General features: G+C 72.8%; 16 protein-coding genes. 3 read left to right on the forward strand and 13 right to left on the reverse strand.

From position 1 onward, the window contains the following. Positions 1–69: 69 nt before the first annotated feature. From gltX to ACYVGN_RS04360, 6 genes are read right to left on the reverse strand one after another with little or no spacing between them, the layout of a single operon-like run. A complete protein-coding gene (gene gltX / locus ACYVGN_RS04335) occupies positions 70–1,584 on the reverse strand; it encodes a glutamate--tRNA ligase (protein WP_460788990.1) in 1,515 nt (504 codons plus the stop codon). 55 nt (positions 1,585–1,639) lie between these two features. Further along, on the reverse strand, positions 1,640–2,899 hold the full coding sequence (locus ACYVGN_RS04340) for an MFS transporter (RefSeq protein WP_460788991.1): 1,260 nt from the start codon (positions 2,897–2,899) through the stop codon (positions 1,640–1,642). Between the two features lie 2 nt (positions 2,900–2,901). Then, complete coding sequence (locus ACYVGN_RS04345) at positions 2,902–3,675, reverse strand: fumarylacetoacetate hydrolase family protein (RefSeq protein WP_460788992.1); 774 nt, start codon at positions 3,673–3,675, stop codon at positions 2,902–2,904. 22 nt (positions 3,676–3,697) lie between these two features. Then, the gene (locus ACYVGN_RS04350; protein WP_460788994.1) at positions 3,698–4,813 is read right to left on the reverse strand and encodes a branched-chain amino acid aminotransferase; all 1,116 of its coding nucleotides are present in this window, start codon (positions 4,811–4,813) and stop codon (positions 3,698–3,700) included. A 32-nt stretch (positions 4,814–4,845) separates the two neighbouring features. Then, positions 4,846–5,898, reverse strand: coding sequence for a 3-isopropylmalate dehydrogenase (locus tag ACYVGN_RS04355; RefSeq protein ID WP_460788996.1), 1,053 nt, complete (start codon positions 5,896–5,898; stop codon positions 4,846–4,848). Between the two features lie 34 nt (positions 5,899–5,932). Continuing rightward, on the reverse strand, positions 5,933–7,462 hold the full coding sequence (locus ACYVGN_RS04360; RefSeq protein WP_460788998.1) for an MFS transporter: 1,530 nt from the start codon (positions 7,460–7,462) through the stop codon (positions 5,933–5,935). A gap of 89 nt (positions 7,463–7,551) precedes the next feature. Here ACYVGN_RS04360 and ACYVGN_RS04365 point away from each other — a divergent pair, with 89 nt between their 5' ends. Next, positions 7,552–8,094: a TetR/AcrR family transcriptional regulator gene (locus ACYVGN_RS04365; RefSeq protein ID WP_055991945.1), complete on the forward strand. Its 543-nt coding sequence runs from the start codon at positions 7,552–7,554 to the stop codon at positions 8,092–8,094. Between the two features lie 22 nt (positions 8,095–8,116). Here the strand turns inward: ACYVGN_RS04365 and serA are convergent, their stop codons facing one another. From serA to ACYVGN_RS04385, 4 genes are all read right to left on the reverse strand, one after another. Next, on the reverse strand, positions 8,117–9,706 hold the full coding sequence (gene serA, locus ACYVGN_RS04370) for a phosphoglycerate dehydrogenase (protein WP_460789000.1): 1,590 nt from the start codon (positions 9,704–9,706) through the stop codon (positions 8,117–8,119). 177 nt (positions 9,707–9,883) lie between these two features. Beyond that, positions 9,884–10,228, reverse strand: coding sequence for a hypothetical protein (locus ACYVGN_RS04375; RefSeq protein WP_055991939.1), 345 nt, complete (start codon positions 10,226–10,228; stop codon positions 9,884–9,886). Further along, positions 10,225–10,695, reverse strand: coding sequence for a DNA polymerase III subunit gamma/tau (locus tag ACYVGN_RS04380; protein WP_460789002.1), 471 nt, complete (start codon positions 10,693–10,695; stop codon positions 10,225–10,227). The genes ACYVGN_RS04375 and ACYVGN_RS04380 overlap by 4 nt, the downstream gene beginning before the upstream one ends. A 9-nt stretch (positions 10,696–10,704) precedes the next feature. After that, positions 10,705–11,634: a LysR family transcriptional regulator gene (locus ACYVGN_RS04385; protein WP_460789004.1), complete on the reverse strand. Its 930-nt coding sequence runs from the start codon at positions 11,632–11,634 to the stop codon at positions 10,705–10,707. A gap of 99 nt (positions 11,635–11,733) precedes the next feature. Here ACYVGN_RS04385 and ACYVGN_RS04390 point away from each other — a divergent pair, with 99 nt between their 5' ends. After that, positions 11,734–15,201, forward strand: a complete 3,468-nt coding sequence (locus tag ACYVGN_RS04390; protein WP_460789006.1) for a bifunctional proline dehydrogenase/L-glutamate gamma-semialdehyde dehydrogenase — start codon at positions 11,734–11,736, stop codon at positions 15,199–15,201. A 263-nt stretch (positions 15,202–15,464) separates the two neighbouring features. On the opposite strand, the gene prfB is transcribed toward ACYVGN_RS04390, so the two are convergent. Beyond that, positions 15,465–16,574 (reverse strand): peptide chain release factor 2, encoded by a 1,110-nt coding sequence (prfB, locus tag ACYVGN_RS04395; protein WP_460789007.1) that lies wholly within the window; start codon positions 16,572–16,574, stop codon positions 15,465–15,467. 90 nt (positions 16,575–16,664) lie between these two features. Here prfB and ACYVGN_RS04400 point away from each other — a divergent pair, with 90 nt between their 5' ends. Further along, on the forward strand, positions 16,665–17,984 hold the full coding sequence (locus ACYVGN_RS04400) for an MFS transporter (protein ID WP_460789009.1): 1,320 nt from the start codon (positions 16,665–16,667) through the stop codon (positions 17,982–17,984). A gap of 53 nt (positions 17,985–18,037) precedes the next feature. Here ACYVGN_RS04400 and ACYVGN_RS04405 read toward each other — a convergent pair whose 3' ends face one another. Together ACYVGN_RS04405 and ACYVGN_RS04410 are read right to left on the reverse strand one after the other, a co-directional pair. Beyond that, on the reverse strand, positions 18,038–18,343 hold the full coding sequence (locus ACYVGN_RS04405; RefSeq protein WP_460789010.1) for a hypothetical protein: 306 nt from the start codon (positions 18,341–18,343) through the stop codon (positions 18,038–18,040). Then, positions 18,340–19,512, reverse strand: a complete 1,173-nt coding sequence (locus ACYVGN_RS04410) for a PHP domain-containing protein (RefSeq protein WP_460789012.1) — start codon at positions 19,510–19,512, stop codon at positions 18,340–18,342. Before ACYVGN_RS04410 ends, ACYVGN_RS04405 begins: the two co-directional genes overlap by 4 nt. Positions 19,513–19,603 lie beyond the last annotated feature (91 nt).

Genomic DNA, 19,603 nt, shown 5'->3' on the forward strand with positions numbered 1-19,603 from the left:
TACCGAGGGTCTAGCTTACCCGACAGCTCGGGAGCGGCCAAACCGGACGCCGCACCATGGCGTGTCGCGTCAGGAGAGCTCCTCCACGAGCGCCACGAGGCGGCGGATGGACTCGGCCTTGCCGAGCAGCTCCATCGACTCGAACAGGGGCGGCGAGACGCGGCGGCCGGAGATCGCGACGCGCGGCGGACCGTACGCGATACGCGGCTTGAGACCCAGACCGTCGATCAGGGCGGCGGACAGGGCCGCCTGGATCGCCTCGGCCCGGAAGCCGTCCTCGGGCACCTCCTCGAGCGCCGACGCACAGGCCTTCAGCACCTCGACGGCGTTCTCGGGCAGCCCGGCGCGCGCGTCCTCGTCATAGGTGACGTACTCGGCGAACAGGAACCCGAGCAGACCCGGGGCGTCGCCGAGGAGCGGCAGGCGCTCCTGGATCAGCGGGGCCGCCTTGGAGATCAGCTCGCGCTCCGCGTCGGTGGGCGTCTCCCCCACCACGCCCGCCTTCACGAGGTAGGGCGTGATGCGCTCGGCGAAGTCCGCCGGCTCGAGCATCCTGATGTGGTCGCCGTTGATCGACTCGGCCTTCTTCTGGTCGAAGCGGGCCGGGTTCGGGTTGACGTCGGCGATGTCGAACGCGGCGACGAACTCGTCGAGCGAGAACACGTCGCGGTCGGGGCCGATCGACCAGCCCAGCAGCGCCAGGTAGTTCAGCAGGCCCTCGTGGATGAAGCCCTTCTCGCGCTGCAGGAACAGGTCGGCGCGCGGGTCGCGCTTCGACAGCTTCTTGGTGCCGTCGCCGAGCACGAGCGGCATGTGCCCGAAGCGCGGGATGAAGCTGGTCACGCCCGCGTCGATCAGCGCGCGGTAGAGCACGAGCTGGCGGGCGGTCGAGGGCATCAGGTCCTCGCCGCGCAGCACGTGCGTGATGCCCATGAGCGCGTCGTCCACGGGGTTCACGAACGTGTACAGCGGCACGCCGTTGGGACGGACGATCACGAAGTCCGGGAACGACCCGGCCGGGAACGTGATCTCGCCGCGGATCAGGTCGACGAACGTGAGGTCCTCGTCGTCCGGCACGCGCAGGCGCAGCGCGGGCTGGCGGCCCTCCGCGCGGAAGGCGGCCTTCTGCTCCTCGGTGAGGTCGCGGTCGAAGTTGTCGTAGCCGAGCTGCTTCGCGCGGCCGTTGGCCTCGTTGCGCGCGTCGATCTCCTCGGCGGTCGAGAAGCTCTCGTACACGGCGCCGCTCGCGATCAGCTTGTCGAGCACCTCGCGGTAGACGTCGTGCCGCTGCGACTGGCGGTACGGCGCGTGCGGGCCGCCGACCTCGACGCCCTCGTCCCAGTCGATGTGCAGCCAGCGGAGCGCGTCGAGCAGCTGCTGGTAGCTCTCCTCGCTGTCGCGCGCGGCATCCGTGTCCTCGATGCGGAACACGAGCTTGCCGCCGTGGTGGCGCGCGTAGGCCCAGTTGAACAGGGCGGTGCGGATCAGGCCGACGTGCGGCAGTCCCGTGGGCGAGGGGCAGAAGCGCACGCGGACGTCGGCGCCGGTGGCCGTCGTGGTGCGGGGATCGGGTGCAGAAGACATCGCCCACCAGTCTAGTTCCGGCGCGCCGCCCCGCCCGCGCGGCCGCGGACCCGGGTCAGCGCCGCCCGAGCGGCGACAGCAGTGTGGTCGCGGCGACCACCCCGAGCGCGAACAGCGCCAGCGCGCCGTAGCCGAGCCAGCCGAGCACGAGCCCCGCGAGCACGGCGCCCACGGCGGCCGACGCGGTCATCGCGGTGTCGCTGACCCCCTGCCGCTTCGGGCGCAGGGCGACGGGCGTGCTCTCGGTGAGGAGGGACGATCCGGCGACGGTCGAGGCGCTCCATCCGAGCCCGAGCAGGACGAGCGCCACGACGACCGCCGCCTGCACGTCGGACCACACGGCGGCGGTGAGCAGCGACGCGGCGAACAGCCCCTGCCCGATCAGCACGGTCTGCACGCGGCCGAGTCGGTCGGCGAGCGCGCCGAACAGCGGCGAGGCCCCGTACATCCCGAGCACGTGCAGCGCGATCGTCGTGCCGACGAGCAACGTGACGTCCGTGGTCGCCGCGCCGTGGCCGATGTGCGCGAGGTGCGACAGGTGCACGGGGGTCATGGCCATGACCGAGGCCATGACGACGTGCGAGGCCGCGGTCGCGAACACCGCGTACCGCGCCGCGATCGGGCGGTCGACCTCGGCCGCCACCGGCCCGGCCGAGACGGCGGCCCGCGCGATGCGCTGCGCGACGCGCAGCGGATCGGGCCGCAGGGCCACCAGGTACAGGATGAGCGCCGCGAGCTGCGCGACGATCGAGAACAGGTACGCCCCGGTGAGCCGCGGCATGCCCACCACCTCGCCGAGCATCTCCCCCGGCGTCAGCATCAGCGGCCCGAGGACGCCGCCGACCGTCGTGGCCCACACGACCGTGCCGAGGTCCCGGCCGCGACGGGCCGGCGCGGCGAGGTCGGTGGCGGCGAACCGCGACTGGAGGTTGCCGGCGTTGCCCGCGCCGATCAGGACCACGCCGACCAGCAGCAGCGGGAAGATCCGCATCGCCGCGGCCGCGATCACGGTCGCGATGCCGATCAGGGCGAACACGTTGCCGAGCGTCAGGGCGAAGCGGCGACCGCGCGCGCCCGCGAGCCGGGCGAGCGGGATGGCGCACAGCGCCGCGCCGAGCGTGACCGACGCGGTCGCGAAGCCCGAGAACGACTCGTCGCCGGACAGGTCGGCCGCGAGCAGCGCGCCCAGCGAGATCGTGGCGCCGAACGCGACGCCGCCGAGCACCTGCCCGGCGGCGAGGACGCGCACGGTGCGCGCCTGGATCCCGGCGACCTCGTCGGTCGTCAGCTCCTCGGTGTCGGCGCGCTCGACCACCGTCAGGAGGCCAGGGCGTCGCGGGCGGTGTTGCGGAGCACGCCGAGGCCGGGGATCTCGACCTCGATCGTGTCGCCCGACTGGAACGGCCCGACGCCCGCCGGCGTGCCGGTCAGCAGCACGTCGCCGGGCAGCAGCGTGAACGCCGCCGACGCGTACTCGATCAGGAACGGGATGTCGAAGATCATGTCGGTGAACGGCGCGCGCTGCCTCTCCTCGCCGTTGAGGCGCGTGATGACCTCGCCCTGCGTGTAGTCGAAGTCGGTCTCGATCGCCGGCCCGAGCGGGCAGAACGTGTCGAAGCCCTTGGCGCGCGCCCACTGCCCGTCCGGCTTCTGCAGGTCGCGGGCCGTGACGTCGTTGGCGATCGTGTACCCGAACACATAGTCGAGCGCGTCCGCGGCCTTGACGTTCTTGGCGATCCGGCCGATCACGACGGCGAGCTCGCCCTCCCACTGCGTGTCCTGCGTCTGCACCGGGCGCACGATCGCGTCGCCCGGGCCGATCACCGAGGTGTTCGGCTTGAAGAACAGCATCGGCTGCTTCGGCACCTCGTTGCCGAGCTCGGCGGCGTGGTCGCGGTAGTTGCGGCCGACGCACACGACCTTCGAGCGCGGGATGACCGGCGCGAGCAGTGCGGCGTCGCCCAGCGGCACGCGCTCGCCGGTCGTCTCGTACCCCGCGAACATCGGATCGCCCGCCAGGACGACGAGCTCGGTGCCGTCCAGGATGCCGAAGCGGATGGTGTCGTTGTGGCTGAACCGCGCGATCTTCACCGCTTCAGCCTAGCCACGGGTCTCAGGCGTCGAGGCGGTAGAGCCAGCCCTTCGTGTCCTCGCGGCGGCCGTACTGGATGTCCGTGAGCTCCTGGCGCAGCGACAGCGCGAGCTCGCCGACCGGCTGCTCGTCCTCGAAGCCCTCGCCCTTCAGCAGGCCGATCGGGGTGATGACGGCCGCCGTGCCGCACGCGAACACCTCGGTGATGTCGCCCGAGGCCACGCCGTCGCGCCACTCGGCGAGCGACACGGGGCGCTGCTCGACCGTCAGGCCGCGGTCACGCGCCAGCTCGAGGATCGAATTGCGGGTGATGCCGTCGAGGATGCTGTCCGAGGCGGGCGTCACGAGCGTGCCGTCCTTCTTCACGAACAGGATGTTCATGCCGCCGAGCTCCTCGATGTTGCCGTCGGAGTCGAGGAACACCACCTGGTCGCAGCCCTGACCGTAGGCCTCGGCCTGCGGCAGCAGGCTGGCGGCGTAGTTGCCGCCCGTCTTGGCCGCGCCGGTGCCGCCCTTGGCGGCGCGCTGGTACTTCTCCGACAGCCAGATCTTCACGGGCTTCACGCCACCCGGGAAGTACGAGCCCGCCGGGCTGGCGATCACGTAGTACGCGACCTTGTGCGCCGGGCGCACGCCCAGGAACGCCTCCTTCGCGAACATGAAGGGCCGCAGGTACAGGCTCTGGTCCTCGCCCGACGGCACCCACGCGCCGTCGACCGCGATCAGCTCGCGAAGCGACTGCAGGAAGTGCTCGACCGGCAGCTCGGGCAGCGCCAGGCGGCGCGCGCTGCGCTGCAGCCGGAGCGCGTTCTGGTCGGGCCGGAAGGTGTAGATGCCGCCGTCGGCGTGGCGGTACGCCTTGATGCCCTCGAAGATCTCCTGCCCGTAGTGCAGGACGGCCGCGGCCGGATCCAGGCTGATGGGCCCGTACGGCTGCACGCGCGGGCGGTGCCACCCGCCCTTGGCCGACCAGCAGATGTCGACCATGTGATCCGTGAAGTGCGTGCCGAAGCCGGGATCCTTCAGGATCTCCTCGCGCTGGGCCGAGGACTTCGCGGCCAGGTTCTTCGTGACCGCGAACTCGAGCGGCGCGACGCCGGCGTCGGTCTGAGCGGTGGTCGTGGTGGTGTCGGTCATCACTGGTCCTGTCTCCGGGGCTCGGCCCCAGGTTACGCCCGCAGCCGGGCGGCGATGGCGTCGCCGATCTGCGTCGTCGTGCGTGGCGAGCCGTCTCGCTCGCTGATGTCGTCTTCGATCGCGCGCGTGACGCGATCCGCCTCGTCGCGAAGCCCGAGGTGGTCGAGCAGCAGGGCGATGGATCCGATGGCGGCCGTGGGGTCCGCCTTGCCCGTGCCGGCGATGTCCGGCGCCGAGCCGTGGACGGGCTCGAACATCGACGGGAACGCGCCGCTCGGGTTGATGTTCCCCGACGCGGCGAGGCCGATTCCGCCGGTGACGGCGCCGGCCAGGTCGGTGAGGATGTCGCCGAAGAGGTTGTCGGTGACGATGACGTCGAAGCGCCCGGGGTTCGTGACCAGGAAGATGGTGGCCGCGTCGACGTGCAGATAGTCTACGGCGACCTCGGGATGGCCAATCGCCACCTCCTGGACCGTGCGCTGCCACAGCGAGCCGGCGTTCACGAGCACGTTCGTCTTGTGCACGAGCGTCAGCCTCTTGGAGCGGCGCTCCGCGAGCTCGAACGCGTAGCGCACCACGCGCTCGACGCCGTACGCCGTGTTGACGCTGGTCTCGTTCGCGACCTCGTGCGGGGTGCCCTTGCGGATCGACCCGCCGTTGCCGACGTAGGGTCCCTCCGTGCCCTCGCGCACCACGACGAAGTCGATGTCGCCGGGGTCGGCGAGGGGCCCCGGCTGACCGGGGTAGAGCTTCGAGGGGCGCAGGTTCACGTAGTGGTCGAGCTCGAAGCGAAGCTTCAGCAGCAGCCCCCGCTCGATGTTCGCGTCCTTCAGGCGCGGGTCGCCGGGGACGCCGCCCACCGCGCCGAGCAGGATGGCGTCGTGGGCCTTGATCGCGTCGAGGTCCTCGTCGGTCAGGGTGTCGCCGGTCTCGAGGTACCGGCCGGCGCCGAGCGAGAACCGGGTCTTCTCGAACGAGACGCCGGATCCGGCGGTGACGGCGTCGAGCGCCTTCTCGGCCTCGGCGACGACCTCGGGACCGATCCCGTCGCCGGGGATGACGGCCAGCTTCACGACACGCGACATTGCTCTCCTTCTGGATCCGCCGCGGCCGGCGCGGTCAGGGTCGCGCGGCTCCTCGGCGTCCTCCCAGCGTAATGGCGGCGATGACCCCGCTCAGCACGACCAGGGCCGCGCCGATCAGCGACGTCACCGCGACGCCGCCGTCGAACGCGTCCGCCGCGGCCGCCCGCAGCGCGCCGCCGACCTCTCCCCCGAGCTCGTCGGCGGCGTTCATCGCTCCGGCGAGCGTCTCGCGCGCGTGCGCGGCGAGCCCATCCGGGACCCCGGCGGGCACGACGAGGCTCGACCGGTACCCGGCGGTGAGGATGCCGCCCAGGATCGAGGTGCCGAGCACGGCGCCCAGCTCGTACGCCGTCTCGGACACGGCGCTGGCCGCCCCGGCCTTCGCGGCGGGCGCGTTGGCGAGGATGAGCTCGCCCGACACGGTCTCGGTGGCGCCGATGCCCGCGCCGAGCAGCGCGAACGCGACCACGATGAGCCACAGGTCGTGCGCGCCCGCGAGCGCGACGATCAGGTACCCGGCCAGTGCGAGCATCAGGCTCGCGGGCACGACGATCGACGCCGGATGCCGGCGCGCGATCGGCGTCACCGCGAGACCGCCCAGGATCGACAGCGCCATGCCCGGCACGAGCGCGAAGCCGGCGGCCATGGGACTCAGGCCCACGATCAGCTGCAGGTGCTGCGACGCGAAGTACAGGAAGCCGACCAGCGCGATCACGCTGCACAGGTTGACCAGCAGCGAGCCCGAGAACGCCGGGCGGTGGAACAGGGTCAGGTCGAGCATGGGCGCGTCCATCGCCCGCTGGCGCCGCACGAACAGCCACGCGAACAGCGCGCCGACCGCGATGGGCGCGGCGCCGATCGCGCCGTGGACCGCGACCTCCTTGATGCCGTACGCGATGGGCGCGAGCGCGAGCATCGACAGCACGATGCTCGCGCCGTCGACGGGGCCCGGATGCGGATCGCGGCTCTCGCGCACGAACACCGGCGCGAGCACCAGGAGCAGGACGAGCACGGGGACGGCGAGCAGGAACACGCTCTGCCACGGCAGGTGCTCGATCAGGAAGCCGCCGACGATCGGGCCGAGCGCGGCCCCGGCCGAGAACATGCCCGCCCAGATCGCGACGGCGATCCGGCGCTGGTCGCGGTCGGGGAAGATGTCGCGCAGCAGCGACATGGTCGACGGCATGAGCGACGCGCCGAACAGGCCCATGGCGGCGCGCGCGGCGATCAGCCATCCGGCGGTCGGCGCGAACACGGCGAGGACCGACACGACCGTGAAGCCCACCGCGCCGAACAGCAGCATGCGCCGCCGTCCGAGCCGGTCGCCGAGCGATCCCATCGTGACCAGGAGGCCCGCGAGCACCAGCGAGTAGGCGTCGATGATCCAGAGCTGCTCGGCGCTGGACGGCTCGAGATCGCGCGCCATCGCGGGCAGCGCGAAGTTCAGGATCGTGTTGTCGACCGACACCAGCAGCACGGGGAGCATGAGCACCGCCAGCGCGACCCACCCGCGCCAGTCCGCTCGCTGAGCCGTGCCTGTCGACGTCGTCGCCGTGATGGTCATGCGATCCGCTCCTCGCGCTTTCTATACCGTCCAGATGGTACAGTAATGGCGCACGCTGAGCACCGACTGGGCATGAGAGGGTGGACCGCATGAGCCGTCCCCCGCACGCCCGCGAGAAGGTGCTCGACGCCTTCGAGCGCCTGCTGATCACCGAGGGCGAGCGCGCGGCGACGCTCGAGAGCGTGGCGCGCGAGGCCGGGGTCTCGAAGGGCGGCCTGCTCTACCACTTCGGGTCGCGAGAGGCGCTCGAGGAGGGCATGTACGCGCGGCTCCGCATGCTCGCGGCCGAGGACGTCGAGGCGGTGCGCACGGCGCCCGAGGGACCGATCTCGTACTTCCTGTCGACGTCGGGCGACGTGGGGCTGCCCCTCGACCGCGCGATCACGGCGGTCGGCCGCCTCGCGCACGGCGGCAACGCCGCCGCGGCCGCCGAGCTGGCGGCCGTGCGCGCGAGCTGGGGCGAGGCGCTGCGCCCGCACGTGCGCGACGACGCGGCACTCGACCTCGTGATGCTCGTGAGCGACGGGATCTACGTCAACTCGGCGCTCATGAACGACCTGCCGGGCCCCGTGCCGCGCGGCGAGGCGCTCGCGGCGCTCATCCGGCTCGTCGAGACCGCCGCGCGCGACTGACGCGCGCGGCGGCCCGCGGAGGTCAGTCCTCCGTGATCTCGATCTGCGTGATCAGCGTCGCCTCGATGTCGCGGCCGATCTCGTCGAGCACCTCGTCGGGCACGCGCTGGTCGACCGTCACGATGCTGAGCGCGAGGCCGGCCTGCTCGCGGGCGACCTGCATGCCCTCGATGTTGATGCCGGCGGCGCCGAACTTCTCGCCGTAGATCGCGACGATGCCCGGGCGGTCGCGGTAGATCAGCACCACGTGGTGCTTCTCGATCGGCACCTCGATCTCGTAGTTGTTGATCGCGACGATCTTCTGCACCATGCGGGTGCCGGCGAGCGTGCCCGCGACGCTGAGGAGCGTGCCGTCCGAGAGCGTGCCGCGCAGGATCGTGACGTTGCGGTACTCGGGGCTCTCCTCCTCGACGATCATCCGGGTCTCGATCCCGCGCTGCTCGGCGAACAGGGGTGCGTTGACGTACGAGACGGTCTCGCTGACGACGTTGGTCAGGATGCCCTTGAGCGCCGCCAGGCGGTAGACGCTCACGTCGTAGGCGGCGAGCTCGCCGCGCACCTCGATGTCGAGGCTCGTGAGGGCCGACTTGGCGAGGCCCGCGAACACCTGTCCGAGCTTCTCGACGAGCGCGATGCCGGGGCGCACGAAGGGGTCGATCACGCCGCCCGCGACGTTGACCGCGTCGGGCACGAGGTCGCCCTCGAGCGCGAGCTTGACCGACTTGGCGACCGAGACGCCGGCCTTCTCCTGCGCCTCGTCGGTCGAGGCGCCGAGGTGCGGCGTCGCGACGACGTTCGGCAGGCCGGTGAGGCGGGTGTCCGCGGGCGGCTCGCTCGAGAACACATCGAGGCCGGCACCGGCGATCTCGCCGTCCTTCAGCGCCTGCTCGAGCGCGGCCTCGTCGATCAGGCCGCCGCGCGCGACGTTGATCACGTACGCGGTCGGCTTCATCTTCTTCAGCTGCGCCGTGGAGATCATGCCCGTCGTCTCGGGCGTCTTCGGCATGTGGATCGTGAGGAAGTCCGACTGCTCGAGCACCTCGTCGAGCGAGCCGAGCTCGACGCCCAGCTGCTGCGCGCGCTGCGGCGTGACGTAGGGGTCGTAGGCCATGACGCGCATCCCGAACGCCTGCATGCGCGCCGCGACGAGCGCGCCGATGCGGCCGAGGCCCACCACGCCGAGGGTCTTCTCGTACAGCTCGGTGCCGGTGTACTTGCTGCGCTTCCACTCGCCGCCCGCGAGCGCCGTCGCCGCCGGCGGGATGTGACGCGCGAGGCTCAGGATGTGGCCGCACGTCAGCTCGGCGGCCGAGATGATGTTGGAGGTCGGCGCGTTGACGACCATCACGCCCGCCGTCGTCGCGGCCTTGATGTCGACGTTGTCGAGGCCCACGCCCGCGCGGGCGATCACCTTGAGCTGCGGGGCGCGGCCGATCGCCTCCTCGTCCATCTTCGTGGCCGAGCGGATCAGCACCGCGTTCGCCTCGGCGAGCGCCTCGAACAGCGCCGGCCGGTCGGTGCCGTCCACCGTGCGGATGTCGAAGTCGGGACCGAGCGCCTCGATCGTTGCGGGAGAGAGTTCTTCGGCGATGAGGACGACGGGCTTCGGCACGGGGTCTGGATCCTTCGGTGCGTGCGCGTGGGGCCGCGCGAGTGGGGATGGGCGGTTCGGGTCGGTCCGTTCACACCACGCCGCGGCCGGCCTGCGGGCCCGCCGGGGGCGCGATCGTGCCCCACAACTCTATCGGAGCGGCGCGCGGGCCCAGGACGGCGCCGGGCCCGCCCGCGGTCAGCCGACCGGCAGGACGACCGTCGTGTACGCGATCACGTCGAGCCAGAACACCGCCACCAGCGCGAGCCCCGCGAGCAGCAGGAGCGCGAGCACGGTGAGGCCGCGGCGCCGGCCCAGGCCGAGGGCGAGGCCGAACAGCAGGATCGGCAGGACGATCGCCAGGATCCACACGGTCCAGCCCATCGGCGTGAGCGAGAGACCGGCGACCTCGGCGGCCTGGATCCAGCCGACCAGGTAGCTGACGGCGCTCCACACGGCATACGCGAACAGGAGCGCGAACGCCCCGGCGATCGCGGCGACGGCCCACGTGGGAGCCGTGCGGGCGGCGGTCGTGCGGCTCATCGTCCCATCGCTCCCATCATCACGAACGGCCACGGCACGAGCACCAGCACGCCGACCGCGAGCGCCGCGAACCGGCGCCACTGCGGGCCTCCTCGGGTGAGGACCACGGCCGCGACGAACCAGATGGCCGGGGCGAGCATGCCGAGCCACATGGCGCCCTGCAGCATCACGTCGGCCACCGCGCCGGTGTCGGCCTGCACGCGGTCGCGCAGCCGGAAGCCGCCGAGGGCCCAGCCGACCATGTAGAGCGCGAAGACGCCGCCCAGCACGCCGTATGCCACGAGCGCGGCGCTGCCGAGGGACGGCGCTTCGTCCGACGGGGTGGCCTTCGGCGCGGCGGCGGCCGCGGGCTCGGCTGTCGCCCGCGGCACATCCGGTGCAGAACGGGCGGCGCGGTCCGCGCGCGCGTCGAGCGTGGGGTCGTCGTCGCCCTCCCAGGAGAGCGCGTCGTCGTCGCCGGACGTCATGCCGCCAGACTATCGATCGGCGTCGGCGGCCTCGTCATCGCGATGACGGGCGTCCGCGAACGCGGCCGCGAGCGCCGCGCGCACGGCGCTCACCGCGGGCACGTCGCGCGAGGACGAGCGGAAGGCCAGGAATACCTCGCGGTGCGCCGCGGAGGGCAGGGAGATCCGCCGCACGGGTGCGTCGTCCCCGTCGAACGCGAGCCCGGGCACGAACCCCACGGCGCGTCCCGAAGCGATGAGCCGCACGTGCGCCACGAGGTCGGCGGCCTCGAACCGCACGTCCGGCTCGAAGCCCGCGGCGCGGCACTGCTCCAGCACCCAGGCCCGCGCCTGCGTGCCCTCGGGCTCGACCACCCACGCGGACTCGCGCGCGTCCGCGAGCGAGCGGATGGCGCTGTCCTGCGCGACGACGAGGTCGATCGGATCGCGCCCCAGCAGCGTGCGCTCCAGCCCCGGGCGGTGCGGGCGCGTGCGGCCGACGTACTGCTCGGCCACCACGACGTCCAGCGAGCCGGCCTCGAGCTCGAACAGCCCCTGCTCGGGCGGCAGCAGGACCATCTCGACGCGCACGTGCGGATGCTCGGCCTCGATCCGCGCGAGCGCGGGCGGCACGAGCGCCATCGCCGCGGTCTGCATCGCCGCGACCCGGACCGTGCTCGGCCCCGGTGCCGTGAGCTCGAGCGCACCCCGGGCCTCCTCCTCCAGGGCCAGCACCCGGGCGGCGTGCGCGGCCACGGTCTCCCCCGCCGGCGTGAGGCGGACGCGCCGGCCGTCGGCGCGCAGAAGCGGCGTCCCGATCTCGCTCTCGAGCTTCGCCAGCTGCTGCGAGACGGTCGACGCGCTGTAGTTCAGCGCCGAGGCGACGGCGGCGATCGTGCCGCGCAGCTGCAGCTCCCGCAGCAGTCGCAGGCGGTGGCTGCTCCAGGTCCCGATCACCATTCGATGCTATCGAACGGAATCCGTCGCATCCATCCGCTTTTCCCGAACGGTCCTCGCGCCGCACACTGAAGGGATCCATACCCCCGAAAGGCAGTTCAGATGAGCTCCTCCCTCGCCTCGCCGCCCGTCTACAGCGGCGGCGACATCGACGGCGCACTCGCCGAGCAGGCCGTCGCGCAGGTCCGCACCTGGCTCGCCGCCGCCCGCGACGAGAAGACCGACGCGGCCGCCCGCAACCTGGCCGGCGTCCTGCGCGACCCGCACGGCCTCGAGTTCGCCGTCGGCTTCGTCGACGGCGTCGTCCGCCCCGAGGACCTCAAGGTCGCGGCGCGCAACCTGCAGCGCCTCACGCCCGTCATCCCGACCTTCCTTCCCGCTCCGCTGCGGGGCCTGATCGCGCTCGGCGGGTTCGCGGCGCCCATCGCGCCCGGCATCGTGGTGCCGATCGCCCGCACCGTGCTGCGCCGGATGGTGCGCCACCTGATCGTGGACGCGCGCGACGAGCGCCTCGGGTCGGCGCTCAGGGCCATCCGCACCGAGGGCGTGCGGCTCAACGTGAACCTGCTCGGCGAGGCCATCCTGGGCGCGCGCGAGGCCGAGAAGCGCCTCGCCGGCACGCGTCGCCTGATCGAGCGCGACGACGTCGACTACGTGTCGATCAAGGTCTCCTCGACGGTCGCGCCGCACAGCCCGTGGGCCTTCGACGACGCCGTCGCCCATGCCGTCGACGCGCTCCTGCCGCTGTACGAGACGGCCCAGCGCAACGGCACGTTCATCAACCTCGACATGGAGGAGTACAAGGACCTCGACCTCACGATCGCGGTCTTCAAGACGATCCTCGAGCGCGAGCGGTTCCGCGGCGTCGAGGCCGGCATCGTGCTGCAGGCCTACCTGCCCGACGCCCTCGCCGCCATGATCGACCTGCAGGAGTGGGCCGCCGCACGCGTGTCCGCCGGCGGTGCGCCGATCAAGGTGCGCGTCGTGAAGGGCGCCAACCTGCCCATGGAGCAGGTGGACGCCGAGACGCACGGCTGGCCGCTCGCGACGTGGCAGAGCAAGGCCCACTCCGACGCGTCGTACAAGGCCGTGCTGGACTACGCGCTGACTCCCGAGCGCACGCGCAACGTGCGCCTCGGCATCGCGGGCCACAACCTGTTCGACGTGGCGCTCGCCAAGCTGCTCGCCGAGCAGCGGGGCGTCGACCTGCGCGACGGGTCGATCGAGATCGAGATGCTGCTGGGCATGGCGACCGCGCAGGCGGCGGTGGTCCGCCGCGACGTGGGCTCGCTGCTGCTCTACACGCCGGTCGTGCACCCCGACGAGTTCGACGTCGCGATCGCGTACCTGATCCGCCGGCTCGAGGAGGGCGCGAGCTCCGACAACTTCATGTCGGCCGTGTTCGACCTCGACAGCGACCCCGCGCTGTTCGAGCGCGAGCGCAACCGCTTCCTGCTCTCGATCGCGATGATGCCCGACGAAGTGCCGGGACCGAACCGCGTGCAGGACCGCACGGCCCCGGTCGTCCCGGCCGAAGGCCCGGGCCAGGGCTTCGTCAACGCGCCGGACAGCGACCCCGCGATCGCGGCCAACCGCGCGTGGGCGGACGGCATCCGCTCGCGCATGGCCTCGTCGACGCTCGGTGTCGACACGCTGAAGGCCCACACCCTCGCGACCGAGGACGAGCTCGAGGCGACCGTCGCGGGCGCGGCGTCTGCGGCCGAGGGCTGGAGCGCCCTGGGCGCCCGGGCCCGCGCCGAGATCCTCTACCGCGTGGGCGACGCGCTCGAGGCCCATCGCGCCGAGCTGCTCGAGGTCATGGGCTCGGAGGCCGGCAAGGTCATCGAGCAGGGCGACCCGGAGGTCTCGGAGGCGATCGACTTCGCGCGCTACTACGCCGAGCAGGCACTCGCCCTCGACGAGGTCGACGGCGCCCGCTTCGAGCCGGTGCGCCTGACCGTCGTGACGCCGCCGTGGAACTTCCCGGTCGCGATCCCCGCCGGCTCGACGCTCGCCGCCCTGGCGGCCGGCTCGGCGGTCATCCTGAAGCCGGCGCCGCAGGCCGCCCGCTCGGGCGCCGTCCTGGCGGACATCCTGTGGGAGGCCGGCGTCCCGCGCGACGTGCTGCGCCTGGCGCAGGTCGAGGAAGGCTCGCTGGGCCGCCGCCTCGTGGCCCACCCGCGAGTCGACCGGGTCATCCTGACCGGCGCGTACGAGACGGCCGAGCTGTTCCGCTCGTTCCGCCCCGACCTGCCGCTGCTCGCCGAGACGAGCGGCAAGAACGCGATCATCGTGACGCCCAGCGCCGATCTGGACCTCGCCGCCAAGGACGTCGCGTACTCGGCATTCGGACACGCCGGTCAGAAGTGCTCGGCCGCGTCGCTGGTCGTGCTGGTCGGCTCGGTCGCGAAGTCCGAGCGCTTCCGCCGTCAGCTGCTGGACGCGGTCGACGGCTACGACGTGGGCCTGCCGTGGCAGGCACCGTCGCGCATCGGCCCGCTCATCTCGCCTGCCGAGGGCAAGCTGCACCGCGCCCTGACCCGCCTCGAGCCGGGCCAGCGCTGGGTCGTCGAGCCCGAGCAGCTGGACGACGAGGGCCGGCTGTGGCGCCCGGGCATCCGCGAGGGCGTGAAGCCCGGCAGCGAGTTCCACATGACCGAGTACTTCGGCCCCGTGCTCGGGATCATGACCGCCGAGACGCTGGACGAGGCGATCGACATCGTGAACGCGGTCGACTACGGGCTCACGTCGGGCCTGCACTCGCTCGACGCCGAGGAGGTCGGGCGCTGGCTCGAGCGCATCCAGGCCGGCAACGTGTACGTCAACCGCGCCACGACCGGCGCCATCGTCGAGCGTCAGCCGTTCGGCGGGTGGAAGCGCTCGGCGATCGGCGCGGGCACCAAGGCCGGCGGCCCGAGCTACCTGTTCGGCCTCGGCACGTTCTCGGACGCGCCGGTGCGCGCGGGCGGCGAGCTGGACGCCGACGGCCGCGGCGTGATCGCGGCGGTTGGCGGCGCCCTCGCCGAGGACGAGCGGGCCTGGCTGACCGACGCCCTGCGCACGGACGCCGTCGCGTGGCGCGAGGAGTTCGGCGCGGCGGTCGACGTGCAGGGCCTGCAGTTCGAGCAGAACGTGCTGCGCTACGCGCCGGTCCCGGTGACCGTGCGCGTCGAGGGCGGCCGCGCGGCCGAGCTCGTGCGCGTCGTCGCGGGCGGCATCCGCACGGGCGCCGCGATCACGGTGAGCACGTCTGAGCCGCTCCCCCGCGCGGTGTCGTCGTGGCTCGCGGCCGAGGGCGTCGACGTGTCGGTGGAGGCCGCCGCGTCCTGGGCGGCGCGCGCCGCCGAGCTCGCCGTCACCGGCGGACGCATCCGCCTGATCGGCGGCTCGACCGCCGCGGTGATCGAGGCCACGAACGGCGCGCCTGGCGTGGCGGTCTACGACGGCCCGGTCGTGTCGGCCGGTCGCGTGGAGCTGCTGCCGTTCCTGCACGAGCAGGCGGTCTCGATCTCGGCGCACCGCTTCGGCAACCCGCGCCGCTACGAGGTGCCGGTGCTCGCGGGCCGCTGATCCGACGCACCCCGAGGGGCCGGCCGCCGCAGGGCGCCGGCCCCTCGGTCGTACGGGTCGACGCTCGTTCCGAAAACCGGACGGGTGTGACTGCTGGGGCGCGCGTGACCGCATCCGGCACACCGGCCCCATCCATCCGGCATCCGGGACGGACGACGCCGCTCACGGGCCGGATGTGACGGACGTCACCCCCTGAGACGGATGAGGCCGCCCGCGGCTGGACCAGCCTGTGGGCGGCCCCGACGAGTCCGGATGAGGACGGATCAGTCCTCGACCTTGCGCTTGCGCCAGCGGATGCCCGCGTTGATGAGACCGTCCAGGTCGCCGTCGAAGACGGCCGCCGGGTTGCCGACCTCGAAGCCGGTGCGCAGGTCCTTGACGAGCTGCTGGCCGTAGAGGAAGTACGAGCGCATCTGGTCGCCCCAGCTCGCCGTGATGGTGCCCGCGAGCTCCTTCTTCTTCGCGGCCTCCTCCTCCTTCTGCAGCAGCAGGAGTCGCGTCTGCAGGACGCGCATGGCGGCCGCGCGGTTCTGGATCTGCGACTTCTCGTTCTGCATCGACACGACGATGCCGGTCGGGAGGTGCGTCAGTCGCACGGCCGAGTCGGTGGTGTTGACCGACTGGCCGCCCGGGCCGGACGAGCGGAAGACGTCGACGCGCAGGTCGCTCTCGGGGATCTCGACCTCCTGCGCCTCCTCCATCACGGGGATGACCTCGACCGCGGCGAAGCTGGTCTGGCGCTTGTCGGCCGAGCCGAACGGGCTGATGCGCGCGAGGCGGTGCGTGCCCGCCTCGACCGACAGGATGCCGTAGGCGTACGGGGCGTCGACCTCGAACGTGGTCGACTTGATGCCGGCGCCCTCGGCGTAGGAGGTGTCGAGCACCTTCACGGGGTACTTGTGGCGCTCGGCCCAGCGCAGGTACATGCGCATGAGCATCTCGGCGAAGTCGGTCGCGTCGTCGCCGCCCGCGCCGGACCGGATCGTCACGACCGCGCCGCGGTCGTCGTACTCGCCGTCGAGCAGCGTCTGGACCTCGAGGTCGCCGATGACCTTCTCGAGATCCGTGATCTCCTTCTTCGCCTCGGCGACCGAGTCCTCGTCGCCCATCTCGTTCGCGAGCTCGACGAGCACCTCGAGGTCGTCGAGGCGGCGTCCGACGCTCTCGACGCGCGCGAGGGCGGACTGGGCGTGGCTGAGGGCGCTTGTCACCTTCTGGGCGTTGGCGGTGTCGTCCCACAGGCCGGGGGCCGCCGCCTCCTCCTCGAGCCGCGCGATCTGGGCGCGCAGCCCGTCGACGTCGACCACCTCTCGGATGTTCGCGAACGTGGTGCGCAGCGCCTGGATCTCGGCGGAAGGATCGTAATCAAGCATGACGCCCCAGCCTATCGCGGCGCGGCCGTGTGCCGCGCGGGACCGGGGCGCTGGCCGGCCCCGTGCGAGACGGGAGTAGCGTGGCAGGAGATGACCAGCGCACCCGATCCCCGGCGCGGCGCGGCCGCGGAGGCCATCCGCCGCTACGCCCCGATGATCTACGGGCCCACGGCGCTGTACTCGGTCGGCCAGGGCGCCATCCTGCCTCTGCTGCCGATCATCGCGAGGGAGCTGGGCGCCGACCTCGCGACCGCGGCGCTCGTGACCGCGATGCTCGTGGTCGGGCAGCTGGTCGGGAACCTTCCCGCGGGCTGGCTCGTGTCGCGCATCGGCGAGCGGCACACCATGACCCTGGCTGCGGCGGTGTCGCTGATCGGGATCGCCGGCATGCTGCTGTCTGGTCACCTCGGCGTGCTGATGCTGTCGGTGCTGCTCATCGGCGTCTGCGCCTCGGCGTTCGCGCTCGCGCGGCACACGTTCATGACCACGCGCGTGCCGCTCGCCTACCGCGCCCGCTCCCTGTCGCTGCTCGGCGGCTCGTTCCGCCTGGGCGCGTTCACCGGGCCGTTCGTGGCGGCCGGCCTGCTCGGCATCTTCGAGAACGAGGAGGCGAGCATCTGGTTCTTCGGCGCCTGCCTGGTCGTGGTGGGTCTGCTGGTGACGTTCGGGCCGGATCCGGAGCAGGCGGCGGATCGCGCGGCGCGCGCCGCCGAGACGCGGCCGAGCGAGGAGGAGGACCCCGAGGCGCTGGAGGCCGAGGACACCGGCGAGGCCGTGACCGGCTCCATCCCGACGGCCGAGCGGATCGGCGTGTTCCGCACGATGGCGCGCCACCGGCGGGTCCTCTCGCGCCTGGGCCTCGCGGCCGCGTCGCTGTCGGCCGTGCGGGCCTCCCGTCCCGCCGTGCTGCCGCTGTGGGGCGTGTCGATCGGGCTGGACTCGTCGACCATCGCGCTGGTCGTCGGCATCTCGGGCGCGCTCGACTTCGCGCTGTTCTACGCCAGCGGCCAGGTGATGGACCGCTTCGGCCGGCTCTGGGCGGCCGTGCCCGCGCTGATCCTGATGGGCGGGGCCCTGTTCGCGCTGTCGTTCACGCACGAGCTCGACGCCGCGACGATGTGGTTCGGCGTCTTCGCGACGGTGATCGGCGTCGGCAACGGCCTGTCGAGCGGCATCCTGCTGACCCTCGGCTCCGACATCGCGCCGAAGACCGATCCGGCGCCGTTCCTCGGCGCGTGGCGCACGATCACCGACGCGGGCGGCGCGCTCAGCCCGCTGCTGGTGTCGGGCCTGACCGCCGTCGCCTCGATCTCGGTGGCCGCCGGCGGCATCGGCGCGATCGGCCTGCTGGGCGCCCTCGCGTTCATCCGCTGGGTGCCGCGCTTCGTGCCCACGCCCGGGCGCGACTGACGGTCCGCAGCCGCCCCTCCGCCGCCGGCGGTGCGACGGCGGAGGACACCGGCTCAGCGGACGTCGACGAAGACGGGGTTCGTGTAGAGCCAGGTGTCGGCCCAGGGGTCGCCCTCGTTGTCCGGGTGCGTGATCGGACCGGCGGGGTCGATCGCCGCGCCGAGGTAGCCAGTCCCCTGTCGCCGGCCGTCGCTGCCGCGCAGCCGGATGTAGAACGGCTCGGCGGCGCGTCCGAGCGGAAGGCGGAGCTCGAAGGTGCCGCGGCGTCCGCTGGTGTCGATCCGCTCGACGACCTTGGTGTCCGGCGCGCGCCAGGAGTCGCGGTCGGCGACCGCGCCCGTCACCGCGCCGCGGATCACGTCGAGGTGCCCGAGCTGCGGCAGGACGCCCTTTGGGTTCGGTCGGCTGGCGGTGCGGACGGTGATGCGGAGCTCGATCCGCTCGCCCCGCGCGGCGGCGAGGCGCCCGCCCAGCGTGACCCCGGGTCCGCGGTCGCCCTCGGCGACGACGCGGACGTCGAGCGCGTCCACGAGGTGGCCGTGATCGTCCCAGACGCGCCCGCGACGCAGTGCGTCCATGACCTCGAGGTACCCGTGGCGCGCGACGCCGACGTGCGTCCGGCTGAACTCGCCCGGCCAGAAGTCGCTGCCGGGCTGCGGAACGCCGGTGTCGGTCGGGCTCGGCTTCCAGCCGAGGGAGTCGAAGCTCTCGCCGGCGGGCATGTCGCCGTCGCGCCACGTGTCCCAGATCGTGCGGTGGTTGTCGGAGCTGGAGGTGATCGAGAGGCGCCGGGCGCGCCCTCCATTCCGACGCAGATGCCGTCGGCGGCGTCGCGCCAGGCGCGGATCTCGTGCGGCGAGTCGATGCCGAGGCGGGAGGGGTGGTTGGCGAGGACCAGCACGTCGTCGACGAACGACGCGGCCCGCTGCTCGCCGAGCCACTGCAGCGCCGCGACGGCGCGCGCCTCGTTCTCGGGCAGGTCGGCGGCCCAGCCGTTGAGCTTTCCGTCCCAGCGACGCTGGAACTCGCGCAGCAGCTCGACCTCGTTGCGGCCCGGAGCCACCAGGACCGTGCCGTGCTCGGCGGCCGGGATGTACCACTCCAGGCCCTGGAAGATCAGCTGCCGCGGGTTGCGGGCGCGGGCCGCCATGATCTCGGCGTGCTCGGCGGCGGCGCCCTTGGAGGCGTGGCCGTGGTTGCTGTGCTCGGTGAACGCCATCCAGTCCAGGCCGTGCGCGGCGCCCTTCCGGGCGAGCTGGTCGAAGTCGTACTTGGCGTCGTGGCTGTACCGCGAGTGCACGTGGTGATCTCCCACGAGCCAGGCGAGCTCGGGATCGCCGCGGCGGGCGCTCGCGGCGGCCGCGGGCGCGGCCAGAGGCAGGACGGTGCTCGCGAGCGCGAGGCCGGCGGCCATGCCGACTCCGCGGAGGAACGAGCGGCGGGAGGCGCCCTGCGCGTCGAGGGACGCCTCGGGGATCGCCGGGTCGGCCCAGCGAGGAAGGTGGGTGGGCAGGATGGGGTCGGGCATGGGGGAACTCTCCGGGAGGGTGACGGGCGGAAGGCGCCGGCCGGGGGGGGCGGCCTTGCGACCTTCGCCGATGGGCGTGGCCGCCCGCTGA

The sequence above is a fragment of the Microbacterium lacusdiani genome (genome assembly GCF_054779895.1).